Origin of the sequence: Citrobacter sp. C1 (genome assembly GCF_014596895.2) — a bacterium.
GTDB classification, from domain to species: Bacteria; Pseudomonadota; Gammaproteobacteria; order Enterobacterales; family Enterobacteriaceae; genus Citrobacter; species Citrobacter gillenii.
Genome location: NZ_CP115035.1, coordinates 1,567,549 through 1,584,350, shown reverse-complemented (window position 1 = coordinate 1,584,350; position 16,802 = coordinate 1,567,549). Strand labels below are relative to the sequence as shown.

17 protein-coding genes and 1 pseudogene are annotated in these 16,802 nt (G+C 48.8%); 17 read left to right on the top strand and 1 reads right to left on the bottom strand.

The window, feature by feature from the left end; genetic code table 11:
* Position 1 precedes the first annotated feature (1 nt).
* The 17 genes and pseudogenes from IB214_RS07640 (at position 2) to IB214_RS07560 (ending at position 14,554) form a co-directional block, all read left to right on the top strand.
* Positions 2–1,480: a phage tail sheath subtilisin-like domain-containing protein gene (locus tag IB214_RS07640; protein ID WP_117343742.1), complete on the top strand. Its 1,479-nt coding sequence runs from the start codon at positions 2–4 to the stop codon at positions 1,478–1,480.
* 9 nt (positions 1,481–1,489) lie between these two features.
* Positions 1,490–1,846 carry a phage tail tube protein gene (locus IB214_RS07635; RefSeq protein WP_117343741.1) on the top strand — a complete coding sequence of 119 codons (357 nt, stop codon included), beginning with the start codon at positions 1,490–1,492 and terminating at the stop codon, positions 1,844–1,846.
* Between the two features lie 3 nt (positions 1,847–1,849).
* Positions 1,850–2,233: a phage tail assembly protein gene (locus IB214_RS07630; RefSeq protein ID WP_117343740.1), complete on the top strand. Its 384-nt coding sequence runs from the start codon at positions 1,850–1,852 to the stop codon at positions 2,231–2,233.
* Between the two features lie 98 nt (positions 2,234–2,331).
* Positions 2,332–4,122 (top strand): phage tail tape measure protein, encoded by a 1,791-nt coding sequence (locus tag IB214_RS07625; RefSeq protein WP_117343739.1) that lies wholly within the window; start codon positions 2,332–2,334, stop codon positions 4,120–4,122.
* Positions 4,122–5,390, top strand: coding sequence for a DNA circularization N-terminal domain-containing protein (locus IB214_RS07620; RefSeq protein WP_117343738.1), 1,269 nt, complete (start codon positions 4,122–4,124; stop codon positions 5,388–5,390). Before IB214_RS07625 ends, IB214_RS07620 begins: the two co-directional genes overlap by 1 nt.
* A complete protein-coding gene (locus IB214_RS07615) occupies positions 5,387–6,487 on the top strand; it encodes a phage baseplate assembly protein (protein ID WP_223240252.1) in 1,101 nt (366 codons plus the stop codon). Before IB214_RS07620 ends, IB214_RS07615 begins: the two co-directional genes overlap by 4 nt.
* On the top strand, positions 6,478–7,020 hold the full coding sequence (locus tag IB214_RS07610; RefSeq protein WP_117343737.1) for a phage baseplate assembly protein V: 543 nt from the start codon (positions 6,478–6,480) through the stop codon (positions 7,018–7,020). Before IB214_RS07615 ends, IB214_RS07610 begins: the two co-directional genes overlap by 10 nt.
* Complete coding sequence (locus tag IB214_RS07605) at positions 7,017–7,469, top strand: phage GP46 family protein (RefSeq protein ID WP_117343736.1); 453 nt, start codon at positions 7,017–7,019, stop codon at positions 7,467–7,469. The genes IB214_RS07610 and IB214_RS07605 overlap by 4 nt, the downstream gene beginning before the upstream one ends.
* The gene (locus IB214_RS07600) at positions 7,459–8,535 is read left to right on the top strand and encodes a baseplate J/gp47 family protein (protein WP_117343735.1); all 1,077 of its coding nucleotides are present in this window, start codon (positions 7,459–7,461) and stop codon (positions 8,533–8,535) included. Before IB214_RS07605 ends, IB214_RS07600 begins: the two co-directional genes overlap by 11 nt.
* On the top strand, positions 8,520–9,098 hold the full coding sequence (locus IB214_RS07595) for a putative phage tail protein (RefSeq protein WP_117343734.1): 579 nt from the start codon (positions 8,520–8,522) through the stop codon (positions 9,096–9,098). Before IB214_RS07600 ends, IB214_RS07595 begins: the two co-directional genes overlap by 16 nt.
* Before the next feature lie 11 nt (positions 9,099–9,109).
* Complete coding sequence (locus IB214_RS07590; RefSeq protein WP_164496627.1) at positions 9,110–10,045, top strand: carbohydrate kinase; 936 nt, start codon at positions 9,110–9,112, stop codon at positions 10,043–10,045.
* Entirely contained in the window at positions 10,045–10,461 is a 417-nt protein-coding gene (locus tag IB214_RS07585) for a hypothetical protein (RefSeq protein WP_117343733.1), read from the top strand. The genes IB214_RS07590 and IB214_RS07585 overlap by 1 nt, the downstream gene beginning before the upstream one ends.
* A gap of 157 nt (positions 10,462–10,618) precedes the next feature.
* Entirely contained in the window at positions 10,619–11,188 is a 570-nt protein-coding gene (locus tag IB214_RS07580; RefSeq protein WP_117343732.1) for a recombinase family protein, read from the top strand.
* A 133-nt stretch (positions 11,189–11,321) separates the two neighbouring features.
* Positions 11,322–11,672 (top strand): annotated as a pseudogene (locus IB214_RS07575) (site-specific integrase); the annotation flags it as partial.
* Positions 11,673–11,809: 137 nt separating this feature from the next.
* On the top strand, positions 11,810–12,172 hold the full coding sequence (locus IB214_RS07570) for a GtrA family protein (RefSeq protein WP_117343731.1): 363 nt from the start codon (positions 11,810–11,812) through the stop codon (positions 12,170–12,172).
* Entirely contained in the window at positions 12,169–13,098 is a 930-nt protein-coding gene (locus IB214_RS07565; protein WP_117343730.1) for a glycosyltransferase family 2 protein, read from the top strand. The genes IB214_RS07570 and IB214_RS07565 overlap by 4 nt, the downstream gene beginning before the upstream one ends.
* A 22-nt stretch (positions 13,099–13,120) precedes the next feature.
* The gene (locus IB214_RS07560) at positions 13,121–14,554 is read left to right on the top strand and encodes a glucosyltransferase domain-containing protein (protein ID WP_208642067.1); all 1,434 of its coding nucleotides are present in this window, start codon (positions 13,121–13,123) and stop codon (positions 14,552–14,554) included.
* A 33-nt stretch (positions 14,555–14,587) separates the two neighbouring features.
* Here IB214_RS07560 and IB214_RS07555 read toward each other — a convergent pair whose 3' ends face one another.
* The gene (locus IB214_RS07555; protein WP_223240253.1) at positions 14,588–16,729 is read right to left on the bottom strand and encodes a phage head-binding domain-containing protein; all 2,142 of its coding nucleotides are present in this window, start codon (positions 16,727–16,729) and stop codon (positions 14,588–14,590) included.
* Positions 16,730–16,802 lie beyond the last annotated feature (73 nt).

The following is a 16,802-nucleotide window of genomic DNA, read 5'->3' as shown; positions in this document are numbered from 1 at the left end:
TATGTCTCTGGGCTCTATTCCTGATGATATCCGCGTTCCGCTGGTGTACATCGATATCGACAATTCTCAGGCGATGGGCAGCGCACCGGCGCAGTCCCGCAAAGTGATTGTCATTGGCCAGCAGAGTGCCACTGGTGCGGCGGCTGCTCTGACCCAAACCCGTATTACCAGCGATGGTCAGGCTGAGAAGCTGTATGGCAAAGGCTCCATGCTTGCAGAGATGCTGAAAACCTTCCGTAAAGCCAACAGCTATACCGAAACCTGGGCGATGGGGCTGGTTGACCTTGCATCTGGCGCAGCGGCGAAAGCCGAGCTGGCAGTGGTTGGTACTGCGACGGCGGCAGGCACGCTGGCATTATTGATTAATGGTGTCTCTGTTCAGGTCGGTGTGGATGAGGGTGACACTCGCGATACTGTCGGCAGCGCTATTATTGCCGCTGTAGCAAAATTACCTGCCACGCAGGTGGGTGCGGCGTTAAAAGCGACCACTACCGATACGGTAGAACTGACGGCGAACTGGAAAGGCGTCACCGGTAACGGCATGGATGTCCGCAAGAATTACTATCCAGGCGAACAAACGCCTGTCGGTATTAATGTCACCATTACTGACTTTGCAGGCGGCACCGGCACCCCCGATATCAGCACCGTGGTAGCAGCACTGGGTGACGACTGGTACACCGATATCGTTTATGCCTGGAACGATACCCAGAGTCTCAACACCATTCGTGACGAACTGGTGACCCGCTGGGGACCGCTGAAGATGATTGAAGCCCAGCTTTGGGCAGCTTTCCGTGGGACTCATGCCGAGTCAGGCACCTTCGGTGATGCACGTAATGACTGGCTGATTTCCTGCATGGGGACCAATCTGGCGCCGCAGCCATCATGGTTGTGGGCGGCGTCTTATGGCGGTATTTCTTCCTACTATCTCGCCATCGACCCGGCGCGTCCGCTGCAAACGCTGGTACTGCCAGGCATTCTGCCACCGGCTAAAGAAGTCCGTTGGGATATGCCTGAGCGCAACCTGTTGCTGCATGACGGTATTGCCACGCATTTCGTTGATGCGGGTGGCAATGTCTGTATCGAGCGTGAAATCACCATGTACCGCGTCAACCAGTTCGGCGACCCGGACACGTCTTATCTTGATGTGCAGTCCCCGGCAACGCTTGGTCGTATCCGCTACATCATCAAAAACCGTTTCTCCAGCCGATACCCACGTCACAAGCTGGCGGGTGATGATGTGCTGGAGCTGCTTGACCCAGGTCAACCCGTGATGACGCCGAAGATTGCACGCGCCGAGCTGCTGGATATCGCGCTCACTGAACTGGTGCCTGCCGGACTGGTTGAAGACTTCGACGACTACAAAGCCACGCTCGATGTCGATATCGATGGCAGCGATAAAAACCGCCTGAACTTCATCGCTCACCCAAACCTGGTCAATCAGCTGCGTGTGCTGGCTGGTCTCATCCAGTTCAAACAGTAAGGATAAATTATGCCGAGAATTCTGGGGATGGCGTCCATCCGTATTAACGGACGCGAGATTAAAACCGAAGGTAAAGCCACCCTTAATCCGGGTGGGTTTGCCCGCGCACAGCATATGGGAGGCGGTAAGGTCTGGGGATACTCCCGCAAGATGGCAGCGCCTTCCATCAAGCTGACTATCGCGGCAGCGGATGATATGGACGTTATTGAAATCAGTGGCTGGGAAGATGTCACGGTGATGTTTGAAGGTGACAACGGCCTCAGTTATATGATGACCGAATCAGCGACTGATAACCCGGCAGAGCTGGATGAAGACGCAGGCACCATTTCTGCCAACTTCATCGGCACCAAACTGGTGAAGGTGTAAGTCATGGCACAGACCTCATTTACATTGAAAAAGGGTTACATCACGGGCAAAGGCACCGAAGACGAAACCCGTCACACCACGGTAACTCTCAGGGAGCTGAATTCTCAGGATGTTGTTGAGTCACAACTGGCCGCAGAGCGGGTCGTGATTGGCGAGAACGGCAAAGCAGTGGCGTACTGCTCTGAAGTGCTGATGGGGCTTGAGATGCTGCGCCGCCAGATTATGAGTGTCGGCAGCATTCCCGGTCCACTGAGCGTGAAGCAGCTCTATGCCTTCCATCCCGAAGACCTGGAACAGCTGACAACCAAAGCCGCCAGCATGGATGAACTGCTTGCAGGGACCGCCTCACGGGGGCGAGCTGATGCCGCTGGCGACGGCACTCAGTAGTCTTCTCGTCAACCTCTCGCAGCGTTTTGATATTAACCACCTCCAGCAGTTGCCCTTGCGGCAGCTGCTTCGTCTGACAGACCAACTGAGGAAGCAACATGGCAAGCCGCCTCACCACTGAAATTCTTATCAACCTGGCGGGTAACCTGACCGCCAAAGCCCGCCAGTACGGTGCCAATATGTCCGAGTTTGCCCGTCGTAATGAGCGGGCAATGTCTGTGGTGAAGGCCACGTCAGCAGCAGCGGGCCGAGGGTTAGATGCATTGGGTAACCGCTACACCGGGATGATTGCCGGGTTCGCTGGCGGTGCCATGCTTCGCGAATTTGCTCAAACCGATCGCCGGATTACACGCATGGGTCTGGCTGCTGAAAAGACCCGGGCAGAGATGTCTCAGATTTTTAGCGGTATCCAGGATGCTGCAATCAAGTTCCGTGTCGATGACAGTGAGGTGACAAGTGCTGTCGAAAAAATTGGAACGGTGACGGGTGATATTGATTTTGGTGTCAAGAACAAAAATAATCTCGCCGCTTCAATCGCAGCCTCTGGTGGTTCTGGTGAATCAATCGGCGGTTTGTTCGCACAATTCCCCAAATATCAACTGACGTCAGAAAAGCAAACCTTGGAGGCAATGGATACCCTCAACAAACTGGGTAAAGAGGGTGCCTTCGAACTGGCTGATATAGCAGACAAGGGGGTTAGGGCTCTATCAATGTATGCCGCAGCCGGTGGCACGGGGATTAAAGGGATTAAGGATGTGGGTGTCGCAATGGAATCTGCTATTGATGCTACTGGTGACCGAGATACAGCTTCAACAGCAGTCGAAAACCTTATTCGTGATTTACAAGCCCCAAAGGTTGTAAAGGAATTGGGCCGCAATGGTATTAACGTCTTTGGCGATGATGGCAGGATGCGTTCTCTTCCTAAGTTAATGGAAGAAATTGCTAAACGTTCGGGAAATAAAGGAGCTAAAGAACAAAATAAACGCCTGGTCGAATCCGGTTTTAATCAGGACAGCATCCTCCTGTTAAGTAGCGTTACTACTGGTAAAGGTGCAGAAAACCTTAAGCGGTATAACGCTGTAACAGCTGATGGATCAGGTATTTTGTCGGATGCGAAATATGCGGCTCAGGACTTTACATCAGCCTTGACTAGCCTGAATGGCACCTGGAAGAAATTTGCTAATGGCAACCTCGCTAAACCCGTTCAAGAATTAGCTGACGCATTGAATTCAGTAGACCAGAAAACCGTCCAGAACTGGTTGGAGGTTGGCAAGAATATCACTATTGCAGTTGGTGGCATTATTGCAGCTCGCAAAGTATTCCAGATTGGTAAAGGTGCTTGGGATTTATTTGGCGGTGGGAAAGGTAAAGGAATTCCAACTGGCGTGGCTGATGTATTCGGTTCGGGGGTTATGCCGGTATATGTGACGAACATGCCAGCAAATGGTCTGGGGGGAAATAATGATAAGGGGGGTGATGGAAGTAATTCAGACGTGCCTGAGCTACCGGGCAAACTTGGTTTAGTTTCAACAGCAATTAATACCGCCAATGAAATTACATCTCTAATTCCATTTCCTGAAACTAAAGAAGACAAACAAGCATTAATTCAAAAAGTTCAGGACAATGCTAATCGCCCCAGCATGTGGAATGACATTAAAGACTGGTTTACCTCAACGAGCAATGACCCACAAATCGCGAATCCGCAACCATGGGCCAGCCTTCAGCCCCAGAATCAAACCCAAACGTATCCTGCGTTTTCGTTGCAGCCCCTGACTGGGGAAATTAGGGTTGTGATCGAAGGTGATGCCCGCGTTAAGAATGTCAAAATGAACCAGCCGGGCATCACACTCAGCGCTCAATCGGGCGTATCTAATGTGGAGCAGAACTGATGGCTAAAGGTGAATGGGAATCACTGCGTGATGCCTCGTTCCGCAATGTGCCGTTTTATCTTGTTGATAATGAAGGCACCAGCGGCCGCAGGGCAATCCCCCGCGCATACCCTAAAAAAGAAGTGGGCTGGACAGAAGATAATGGTGCGGTCCTTACCCAGCAGCAGATTAATGGCAAGCTGGTTGGAAAGAACTTTCAAAAGCAATTAGAGGCCCTTTTATATGCCCTTAATTTGCCCGGCCCCGGTGAACTTGTTCATCCTTGGTTTGGGATTGAGAAGGTCCAGGTAGGCAAGGTTTCTCACCGCCTGAGCACGGAAGAAGGCGGTATCGCTTTCATTTCTTTCGAAGTATTTGAGGCGGGTGAACGCCTGTTCCCGGCACCAAAAGAAAACACCAGCCTGACATCACTAAGCGCCGCAGATGCAGTAAAAGAGGCGTTTGCCAACGGTGATTATTTTGCAGCGCTCGATGGGCTTGGCGATATGACTGACACTTTGCTCGACGACATGCAGGGGCTGGTGATGAATCTGCCGACTATCCCATCAGCACTGACCGACTGGATTGATAGGGCTAATCGCTTCAAAGACCTGGTCGGAATTGTTATCGCAAAACCTGGCGAACTGGTGCGTGAGGTCATGGGACTGGCCAGTAATATTCGCGATATCGTGAGTGAGCCCCCCTGGGCATTACGCGTTTATGACCAGCTCCGTAGCCAGTGGGCTGGGGAACGGGCCGCTAAGTCTGCGACCAAAACGATGCCGGGAGATATGCCCGTTCTGGCAAGCTCTCCGTCTCGGGGTATTAATGGTGTGGCAAGCAGCATATCGCCAACGGCCATCACACCATCACCTGCGATGCAGACCAACATAACTGACTTCCGCCAGATGGTACTCATTACCGCTGTAGTCGCCCAGTCTGAAGCGGTGGCCACAATGGATTTCACCACATCAGATGAAGCAAAAGCCGCTGGCGATAAACTGGCGGAGCAATTAGCGGAACAGGCAGTCACTGCTGTGGAGAACGGGCAGCGCGAATTATGGCGAACGCTACGTGATTTACGCTTTGCGGTAGTGAACGATGTGCGCGTTCGCGGCGCTCAGTTGCCTGAGCTGCGTCAGTTATCACCTACGGTCACCACTACGGCTGCGGCATTAGCATGGCGAGAAACCGGCAATACTGAAAATCGTGAAGAGATTGTTTCCCGCAACCGGCTGCGTGACCCGTCGTTTATTATGCCCTCCAGCACTATTGAGGTGATCGAATGATGGAGCCTACAACCGCTACAGAAAGTGTTGTTCTGACAGTCAGTGGTCAGCAGTGGGATGGATGGACCGAGATGTCCATTACCCGTTCACTGGAGGCCGTTGCCGGTGAGTTCGATCTCACTGTTACCACTCAATGGTCTGAAGCCGCCCCGCGCACCATCAAAGAAGGCTTACCCTGCACGGTCACCATCGGTACGGATACCGTACTCACTGGCTATATTGATGATTTTATTCCCAGCTACGATGCTGAGAACGTCTCGATTCGGGTCATGGGGCGCGATAAAACCGGTGACCTTGTGGACAGTTCGGTTGTTCATACATCCGGGCAGTGGAAAGGTGTGAAGCTTGAGCAACTCGCCCGTGAAATTGCCCAGCCGTATGGCATTACCGTTATCAGCGAGACAGATACGGGCGAAGCCTTCCCGAGTGTGGTACTTGAGCAAGGCGAGACGGGTTTTGAATTGCTGGACAGGCTGGCCAAACAGCGCGGTGTACTGCTTACATCGGACGCTAAGGGCCAGCTTATCATTACCCGAGCCTCGAAAAAACGGGCGTCAGTTGCTCTGGCATTGGGTGAAAATATCCTTGCTGCCCGTGGTCGCTTCAGTTGGCGTGAACGGGCCAGCCAGTACATTGTGAAAGGTTCCTCCAGTGCCGGTGGTGCGACGTGGGATGACCAGCCCACAAAAGTTGTCGGCGGACGTCAGGTCAGCATTGATGACACTGAAATTAACCGCTACCGCCCGAAGATTCTGGTTAATGAAGACAGCCTGACAGTGGGCGGAGCCAGCACCCGTGGCGACTGGTATAAAGCCCGCATGATGGGCGAAGCCAACACGACGGAGATTACCGTCGCAGGCTGGCGTGAGAACGGTGACAGCGGTCCCTTGTGGCAAAAGAACCTGCTGGCCGATATTCGTGATCCGGTGCAGAACCTCGACACTACCTGGCTCATCAAGAGCGTGACCTTCACTGAAGGCGACGGTGGGCGCATCACCGTACTGGCACTGGTGCCGCCCGAGTCGATGGATATGCCAGAGACAAAGGCGAAAGCGAAGAAAGGCAAGAAAGCGAAGGTGGTGGCAACATGGGACTGAATCCGGCAAATGTTGGCCGTACTCTCAATCAAATTGGACGCCGTCTGCGTTTGTTGGTTGACCGCGCGGTAGTTCGCATTGTGACTGACAGTCTGGGTCGCCAGAACCTTCAGGTTCAGTCGCTGGCCGATGCTACCAATGATGATGTGGAACGCTTCCAGAACTACGGATTTACCTCTGTCCCTCCTGCCGGTTCAGAAGCCATTGTGCTGGCTGTGGGGGGCAGACGCGAAAGTCTGGTGGCTATCGCGGTGGAAGATAAGCGATGTCGACCAAAAGATCTGGCGTCAGGTGATGTCTGTATTTATCATCAGGACGGTCAGTCGCTTATTATTTTAAAAAAGAATGGCGTGATTGATATTAGAGGGAAAACGGTTAATTACACCGCCGACGAATTATTTGAGATTAATACAGCTCAATTTAAATGCGTCGGTCCTTCTGATTTCTCTGAGGATATTACTGTTAACGGTAAATCCTTCCTCAAACATATTCATAAGGATGGCGACAATGCTGATACAACTGCGCCCATATGACTATCGGACTGAGCTGGAAAAACCTACTTTCTCGCGGTGATATTACTGTTCAACATGACGGCCTGTCGCTTGACGACGGGCTTGTTACTTTAGTCCTTATCTGCCTGTTCACCGATTCTCGCGCTGATGCTGATGACGAAATCCCGGATGGTTCCGGTGACCCACGAGGCTGGCCCGGCGACACGTTCAGTGATTATCAATGGGGCTCAAAGCTCTGGTTACTTGAGCGTGAAAAGCTCACCGAAGCTATCCGCCTACGGGTAGAGGACTACGCCAGCCTTTCCATGCAACCGCTGTTGCGTGAAGGTTATGCCCGTAATGCTGAAGTGACGGCCACAATCGCCGCGTCTGATCGCATCAACTTTATTGTCACATTGACCCGTCCTGATAAATCGCTGCTGACTGTTCAGTTAAGCCGACGCTGGGAGGCCACTGCGAATGCCATTTAATACCCCCACTTTGCGAAAAATAATTGCTGACGGTGAAAAGGATATTGAGATTGAACTTAATATTCCAAAATTACCGCCTGTTGGTGTTGAGAACGCAATAAATATATCTGTCAGTAGTCAGGTTCGTGATGTATATGACCATCAGAGCTGGATTGCTGACCAGATAATTCCATCCCCAAAGTCTGACGATCAGACCATTATCGACACCGCTGCAACCGAAGGCGTCATTCGAAAACAATCAACATTCGCCACGGGTCCGGTGACGTTCACCAGTGCTGCCGCTTTACCCGTCGATACCGAAATGCAGACGGTGTCCGGCGTTGTCTACCGGGTTACAGACTCATCGCAACCTGTCGCTGGCGCGGTCACCGCACAGGTTCAGGCGGATGAGGCCGGGGTTGGCGGCAACCTTCCGGCAGGTGAAATACTGACGTTATTGTCACCCGTAGCAGGAACGGACAGTAATGGTGTGGTTGCAACGGCGGGTATCACCGGCGGTGCTGATATCGAGCCTGTTCCTGAGCTTTTAGATCGTCTTCTTTTCCGCAAGCGCAATCCACCTGTAGGCGGCGCAGTGCATGATTACGTCATCTGGGCTCGTGAGATGGCAGGTGTGAGCCGCGCCTGGTGCTTCGATGTGTGGCATGGCTCAGGCACTGTGGGTCTTGCGTGGGTTTATGACGAAAGAACCGTAATTACCCCAACCGAAGCAGACCGTACAGCGATGGAAACCTACCTTTTCCGTCATGCTGATCCCGCAACGGGTCTGTATGTTGGCAAGCCTGGTGGTATTGAAGTCTGGCCTGTTGCCTTGCAACTAAAATCCGTTGCGATGTCAGTCAAACTTATCCCGGATAGCAGTCAGACGCGCTCTGCCGTACAGGCCAGTCTCAACGCACTTCAGAAAACATTATCACCCGCTCAGAATCTGCCCGTTTCTGCCTTGCGTACCGCTATCGGCGCATCAAGTGGTGTGACCGATTACACCCTGTCAATCAGTGCTGATGTCACTGCGGCGACCAATGAATTGATCACAATCGGGGTAATCACATGGCTCACAGCGTAGATGAATGGCTTCATGCCCTTCAGCAGGTGATGCCTCGAGGTAAGGCGTGGCCACGCGAGCTGAATGCTGATTTAACCCGATTTTTACGCGCCTTAGCACGACGTTTAAGCCGTGTTGAAGGCGACGGTGACGCACTACTCAGTGAAATGCGCCCCGAAACAACATTTCAGTTACTCCCGGACTGGGAGAATTACCTGGGATTGCCTGAGTGCGAACTGGATGGCGTAACGGTTGAAGACCGCAGACGTGCAGCCGTTGAAAAACATCACCGTAAGGGTGGACTGGCCCCGTGGCAGATTGAAAATGTGGCTAAGGCGCTGGGATTCACCGTGACTGTGCGGGTGATTTTGCCGCATCACTGTATGCGGAGCTGTATGCATCCGCTCTACCCAGCCCGTTATCGTTGGTTATTACAGATTGATGTTCGCGATATTCAGGGTGGGCGTTTTACGTGCATGGATAACGTTCTGACACCTTTATTAAGTAATCGCGCCCGCAACCTTGAATGCGTTTTATCTAAATACCGTCTGGCCGGAACCGGCTATGAATACTTTTATTCCTGAGGAGTTCAGCAATGTATTTTGTTGATAACGGCTCTGCCGTTCCCGTTATGCCGCAGGTCAAACCTGTATCCAGTGCTACACCACAGTTTTTCACTGAAGGTGGGAATGGTACTCCACCTACATATCCTGGTCCCGACTGGTTCAACATCTTCCAGCTGGAGCTGCTCAACGTACTTAAAGAAGCCCAGATTAACCCTGATAAAGCAAATCATACGCAGCTTGTCACTGCGATGAAAAAGCTCTTCCTGGATGCTTCATCAAACGGCTCTGATATTCCCGACAAAGCGGCGTTTCTCTCAAATCTTGGTTTGGTAGGAGGCCTGGCAAGCGATGCGGTCGGACGGCTGATTGGCGTTAAGATTATTACGGCTTCCACGTCATACATCGCGACGCCAGGAACAAAATGGCTCAGGGTCACAATAACGGGCAGCGGTGGCGGAGGGGGCGGCTGCCAGGCTAGTTCCAATAACGAGACGTTTTTCGGTGCTGGCGGTGGGGCCGGGGGAACAGTAATTATCACGCCGGTCCTGGTGAATAATATTATTCCTGTCACTATCGGCGCAGGTGGGGCTGGCGGTGTTGGTTCGAAATCCGGCCTCAATGGCGGTGATAGCTCGTTCGGATCGGTAATAGCCCCAGGCGGTGAAGGCGGCGGAAAGTCAGGAGTCACAAACACAAACGGTGGTAACGGAGGCGTGCCAAGTACTGGCAATATCAAAATCATTGGTGGATGTGGAAGCGACGGTCAGTCCGGAAATATCGGCGTCAGCGGTGAAGGCGGTGCATCGTACTGGGGCGGCGGTGGACGCGCAGGCGCTGGCGGTGGTCTTAGTGGTAAGGCATATGGTTCAGGTGGCGGTGGCGCATACGATGCAGGTTATAGCGGAACCAGTATGACAGGCGGGAAAGGTGCCAATGGGATTTGTATTATCGAGGAGTTTGCATAATGAACAATGTTTACGCAATCGTAAAAAATGAGTCCGTAATTAACGTTATTATGTGGGAAGGTGAACCTGACTGGGCACCAGACAAGGGGGAAGCCATTCGCGTACCTGACGGGGTTGGGATAGGTTGGGGCTATGCAAACGGGCAATTTACCGCGCCGCCAGAACCTGAATTAACCCCTGACGAGCTTGCGGCTAAAAACCTACTTACCGCGCAAGCTGCATATGAGAATGCATCAAATAAAATCACAGCGTTGAATGAGCAGATTCAGGATGATGATTTTGACGGTACGACAGAAGTGACGGTAAAAGCTGAACTGGCTGCCTGGACCAATTATCGGAAAGATCTTCGCGCGTACATCAAAAATGCTGATGGCAACCAACCTTTACCTACCGCACCGCCAGAGGTTTTGAATTAATTTATAGATGAACCTTTGGTAGAACGCCGATTTAAGCCCTGTTCAGCAGGGCTTTTTTACACGTTTAAACGGTTTTATTTTTCTGCGTCGCCGGGGTTATTTGAGAAAAAGTCGAATTTGTTAACCTGGTTTTATCTCAACGACAGAGGTAAGACCGATGATTATTGGATATGCACGCGTAAGCTCAAACCACCAGGATACCGAGATGCAGATGCTCGCACTTCAGGCAGCCGGCTGTGAACAAATTTTCGAAGAGAAGGCCAGCGGCCGTAACACCAAACGTCGCATCCTGCGCCATGTAGTAGCGATGCTGCAACCGGGTGATGAGCTGGTACTCTGGAAGCTTGACCGCATTGGTCGTGACGTTCTTCATGCATTGGTCACGTTTCAGGAGTTGCATTCACGTAACGTAAACATCCGCTCTATCACTGATGGCGTGGACCTCAAGTCAGCATCGGGGCGCTACAACTTCCGCAATATTCTGTCGGCGGCGCAATATGAGTCCGATCTCAATAGTGAGAGAACCCTGGCAGGTCTGGCTGTCGCACGCTCCAAGGGCCACTATGGTGGCCGTAGGCCGACATTCACTGACGAGCATTGGGATAAATTTGGGACTGCGCTGAAGTCAGGCAGGACTCACAGGGAGGTATCCAAAGAATTCGGTGTAGGGCTGTCAACGTTGTATAAAAAATTTCCGGGGAACAGCTGTTCAACTTCGGTTATGTGATCATCTGCTCATGGGCCGCCGGTTTAAGGCGGCTTTAAACCGGCTTAAAATCAGTATCAAATGATTTTATTTTTGCGCCAACGCGCGGTATCAAATGAATTTCAAATCAGTATCAAATGATTTCGCGCGCTATATGTCAGATCAGGTTGTCTCTCTTCTTGAGATGCTGAGACCGGTAACGCAGCCGATATCAAGCTTCGTGTTCGCCGGGCGAAATGATAAAACAAAGCCGATCAGTGAGAACGCCGTTCTGCTGGTTATTCGGCAAATTGGATATGAAGGCCTGGCAAGTGGCCACGGTTTCCGACACCAGTTCAGCACAATAATGAATGAGCATGAGTGGCCAGCCGACGCCATTGAGAAGCAGCTTGCGCACGCTAACAGCGGCTCTATCCGCGGGATATACAATCACGCTCAGTACATGGATAAGCGCCGGGAAATGATGCAATGGTGGGCGGACTGGGTTGATGAGAAGGTATCATAGGAAAGAAGCACAAAGCCTTGCAAACCGATGCAAAGCTTTGTGTGTCACGTTTTTGCCTCACCCACCAACATCACAGGTCGATCGTTCCCCATTCAGATGCTAAACTTTCGGCCTCTAAGAATTCACTGATTTTTATAATGTTAAAGCTATTCGCCAGGTACACATCAATAGGTGTTATCAACACGCTCATCCATTGGGTAGTGTTCGCCATTTGCATATACGCATTTCATACGGGACAGGCTCTCGGTAACTCTGCAGGATTCGTTATATCTGTGTCGTTCAGTTTCTTTGCTAATGCAAAATTCACCTTCAAGGCATCAACCACAACTATGCGCTACATGCTCTACGTCGGGTTCATGGGAACACTGAGCGCAATTGTTGGCTGGTCTGCCGATAAATCAGGAATGGCTCCGATCGTCACGTTAATCATTTTCTCCGCCATCAGCCTGGTGTGCGGCTTCATTTATTCAAAGTTCATTGTCTTTAGGGATGCGAAATGAAAATTTCTTTGGTCGTTCCGGTATTTAATGAAGAGGAAGCAATTCCCATCTTCTATAAGACCGTGCGGGAATTTGAAGACCTTCAGCATCACGAGGTAGAAATCGTCTTCATTAACGATGGAAGTAAAGATGCGACAGAATCAATAATAAACGCGCTTGCTGTTGCCGATCCGCTTGTTGTTCCTCTTTCATTCACTCGAAACTTCGGTAAAGAACCCGCTCTGTTCGCCGGTCTTGACCATGCAACCGGTGAAGCGATTATCCCGATTGATGTTGACCTTCAGGATCCTATCGATGTCATCCCTCACCTTATTGAGAAATGGAATTCCGGTGCGGACATGGTGCTTGCTAAGCGATCTGACCGATCTACTGATAGCCGACTGAAACGGAAATCTGCTGAGTGGTTTTATAAACTACACAATAAAATCAGCAATCCGCAAATCGAAGAGAACGTTGGCGACTTCCGACTCATGTCTCGTGAGGTTGTAGAAAATATTAAGCTGTTACCTGAACGTAACCTTTTCATGAAAGGTGTCTTGTCATGGGTAGGTGGACGCACTGATGTAGTCGAGTATGCCCGAGCAGAGCGCGTTGCCGGCAGCACGAAATTCAACGGCTGGAAACTATGGAACCTTGCCCTTGAGGGCATTACAAGCTTCTCTACATTCCCGTTGCGCATGTGGACTTACATCGGCTTGTTCGTGGCCGGTGCGGCTTTCCTCTACGGTGCGTGGATGATTATTGGCACACTAGCATTCGGTAATGCCGTTCGCGGATATCCATCATTGCTTGTGTCTATCCTTTTCCTAGGAGGTATACAACTGATTGGAATTGGGGTGCTTGGAGAGTACATCGGTAGGATCTACGTAGAAGTTAAAAATCGGCCAAAGTATATTCTTAAAAAGAGTAATAAAAATGCTTCATAAAAATGAGCGGATTGCTTTTTATGTGTTATTGGCAGTTTCATTCATTTATGTACTGCCGATAATCACTGTAAACTCATATTATTCAGATGATTATATGAGGGCTGCTGACGGAATCTTTGGGCTAAGTGGTTTGGGTAGGCCGCTGGCAGATTATTTTTTCAAGATTTTATCTTTCAATTCATACCGGAATATAGACACTGCACCATTTACGCAGATAATAAGTGTTGCGGCTCTATCGCTTTCCGTAGTTTACTTAGCGAAGTCAGTAAGCACAGCGCCTAGCAAAGTAGATTACTTTGTTCTTTCAGCGCTAATATTCAACCCGTTCTACATTCAAAACCTGCTATACAGGTTTGACTCAATTACAATGTCAATTGGTATTCTATGTGCAGCGTTGGCTGTTTACACTGCATCAAAGAAAACCATAGCATGCGCAATTACATCAATCCTTCTCATTATGTGTTCGCTATCTCTGTATCAACCTTGTGGGGGTATTTTTGCCTCAGCGGTTGTTATATTGTTAGTGAAGAGACTGATTGACGGCAATATTGAGAATCCCACTAAGGAGATACTCATTTATGGTGCAATCTTTGTCTTATCATACATCCTTTACATGACAATAGTTGTTCCTGCCTACTCTAGCGACCCGACAAGGTCGTCATTGATCCCCTTCGATAGCAACTTCTTCCCAAGAATTGTTCATAATGTAGAAGTACTGACCAGAAAAGTCGCTTCATTTTCACCATGGGAAGGACTATCTTCAATATTGGCAATGGTCGTTGTTTACGTCTTGCTTATGGCTAATGTGACGCTTAAATATACCCGTCGATTTACAGCCTTTGTCATTGCTATAATTTCCTTGCCTGCGGCTTATCTACTAATTGGCGGAGTAATAATCATTATCAATGAATCAATATTCTTTCCAAGGACATTGGTGTGTTTCGGGCTTTTTGTTTCTCTTCTGATTTACCCTACTGTTACATTTAAAGGGCGAGCAGGAATCGCAATACCAGTTACCATTTCTACAGCGTTTGCGATACTTTCGTTTATCAGTATTAGCGTAACAATGAATGCCATTAGGTCTCAGATTGAGTATGAAAAATTCATAACTTCAATGATCGCAAGCGACGTAACGAAGATAAATGAATTAAACAATTCTATTACGTATTTGGGAGGAAACAAGGTGCTGGCATTAAACGCTAAGCGTCCTGTAGGGGCATTCCCGATTGTGGACATGATTTACAATCCATCATCGGACTGGGTATTATCCTACATGATAGGTCAGTACGGTATTAACTACAGATTCCAGTTTAATAGAGTTGAGCAAAAGAAAATCATTAATGCGGTTTGCTCATATAAAATACCGCCAGTTGTTTCTAATGAAAAATATTCAATATACCATCATTCAGGAAAAAACATCGCCTGGATAAATGGTGCTAAAAAAATATGTGATTAGATAAAATGGGGGATTTTAACTCCCCCAACACTTTTATCTTGTTATAGCGTTATTGCTTGCAATATCTGCAATAAGAGTTGCTAATGCAGGATTGCTTGCCGCGTCTACACTCCTGGTTTGTGTATTGTAGTTGGTCAATACCCATGTTTTATTGTTGCTACTATTCAAGAATTGGTTGCATGTCTCATATCTATAAGTAGGAGTACTGGAATATGCAATATTCCCATTACTGGTCACAGGGATAACGCATCCAGTAATATTAACGGTTTCGGTTCCTGTCAAGATTTCAAACGGCCTTACAACAGTTGAGGAGCCGAAGTGTGAAAGAGCTGTTACTTCCTTCATTATGACGCTTGTTAAGGCTCCTGTTTTGATATATGAACTAGGTGTCCCCTGAGTTGACAGGAATGTAACACCTGCGAATTTAATATGCCTGCAATTAGTAACCTCTACAAAAGCCCTGTTTGTGTCAGCCCATGCTCCTGTAATTGAGATATCACTGAATGTTACATCACAGTTTCCTGATGCACCTGTCGGTTTTCCGCTAAAATCGATAGCTCTCGCGTTTGTGTCTGTGATGTCTATTTCAATATCAGAGAACCTTATTTTACCCAACGCGTTCGTAGTGTTACCTGAGTTTCTTGCGAAATATATTGCCTGTACCGATGGGTTACTTATCTTGATATTGGAAAATGTTAATTTATCTGTGCCATCCAATGGATAATACCTACATAGTATCCCGGTGGCACACCTGCTAGATACTACATCAGAGATCAGCAAATCACTTGCGTATTCTATAGCAAAAGATGCATTGCTAGACTCAATATAACCGGTGTTAATAACACCGAGTCTAAAGTTGCACCTAATTCCATGAGATTCACAGTTTTTGATGATGAAGTTGCTTATAACTACCCTAGTTGCGCCAACGTGATTTGTATCCGATCCCATCACCCTGATCCCGTTACCTCCGGAGGTGTTAATTTCCGTCCTTGAAATATCAATGGTGCTTGTTCTGTTTTCAATGTCAGCGTAGACAAAGAGTGTAGATTGGTATGTATTTATTCCCCTGAACCCATCTATAAAAACCTTTACAAAGTTTTTAACAGTGAGACCAGTACCTAGCCGTGTTTCGGCATCCCCTGAACCTCCAGATTGCTTTCCTAACCCAGCGTCGTAGCTATAGACATTGTATGCATAGAATTCTGTTCCGCTATTACATTCTGCGTTACTATACCAAGACCCATGCATAGATATATCCCTTAAGAAACATTTGCCACCAGTTATGATTGCAAATGATGGATTTGGTGCATTGTTATCTGATTGCTGTGAAAAATCCCAATCTATCGAACCATCAATAGTTATGTCATATGGTTGTCTGATTGACGCTGTTAATGGCGTTCTCAACCAAAACTGGTTAACTGTGAATTTAGTATTTTTCCATTTTGATTTAATAGTTAAATCACTATTTACCGTGAAATCGCCTGACAGCGTGTAGTTTTGTCCGGAGAGTATTATATTACCACCCACACCAAGCAGACGTTGTAACTGAGCATCATTCTGCGCGATCTTCCATCCTGAATTAACTTCGTTAAAGAAAGAGACTGGGTACAGCTCTACTGTTCCGTTTATTGCAGTTAAGTCGTAACTATTAATAGTCAATGGAGCTGATAATGGAGTGCTCATCATCATAAGGGCGCCATCAAGCCTAACGAATCTTACACCTTCTGGAATTAAGTCTCCTATTTTTGCATCAATTCCAATTTTATTAGGATAAACCTCACCACCTAAAAATCCATTCATTCCTCGAAGCCAAGATAGATTTAACATGACTGATAACTGATCTGGATCGTACTTCAGCACATTAGGGAAATAGAACTGCTGTGATCCATATGCATCGTACACAGCCATAGAATGCCCTTGTACAGTAACGAACTTAGCAATCTGTCCGTTATATACCGGATACCCGCCAGCGTTGATTACGATTGGCTGAGCGACCTGAACATGGCTACCATCTTCGTTTTCAAGATAAACAGGTATTTGGTTTGCAGGGTTAACCGGATCGGTATCAATCTGGCCGATGTAGATTTTACCGTTAGCTATTGCCTTGAATGAACGAGGCATTGTGAATAACTGAGATGGTGCTGACACAACGATATTGGCTGTAATGTCCGACATTTAACTTTGCTCCAGGCGCAGCAAAGCCGCACAAGATAAAACTTGCGCAGCGATGCGTTAAGGTGGGTTATTT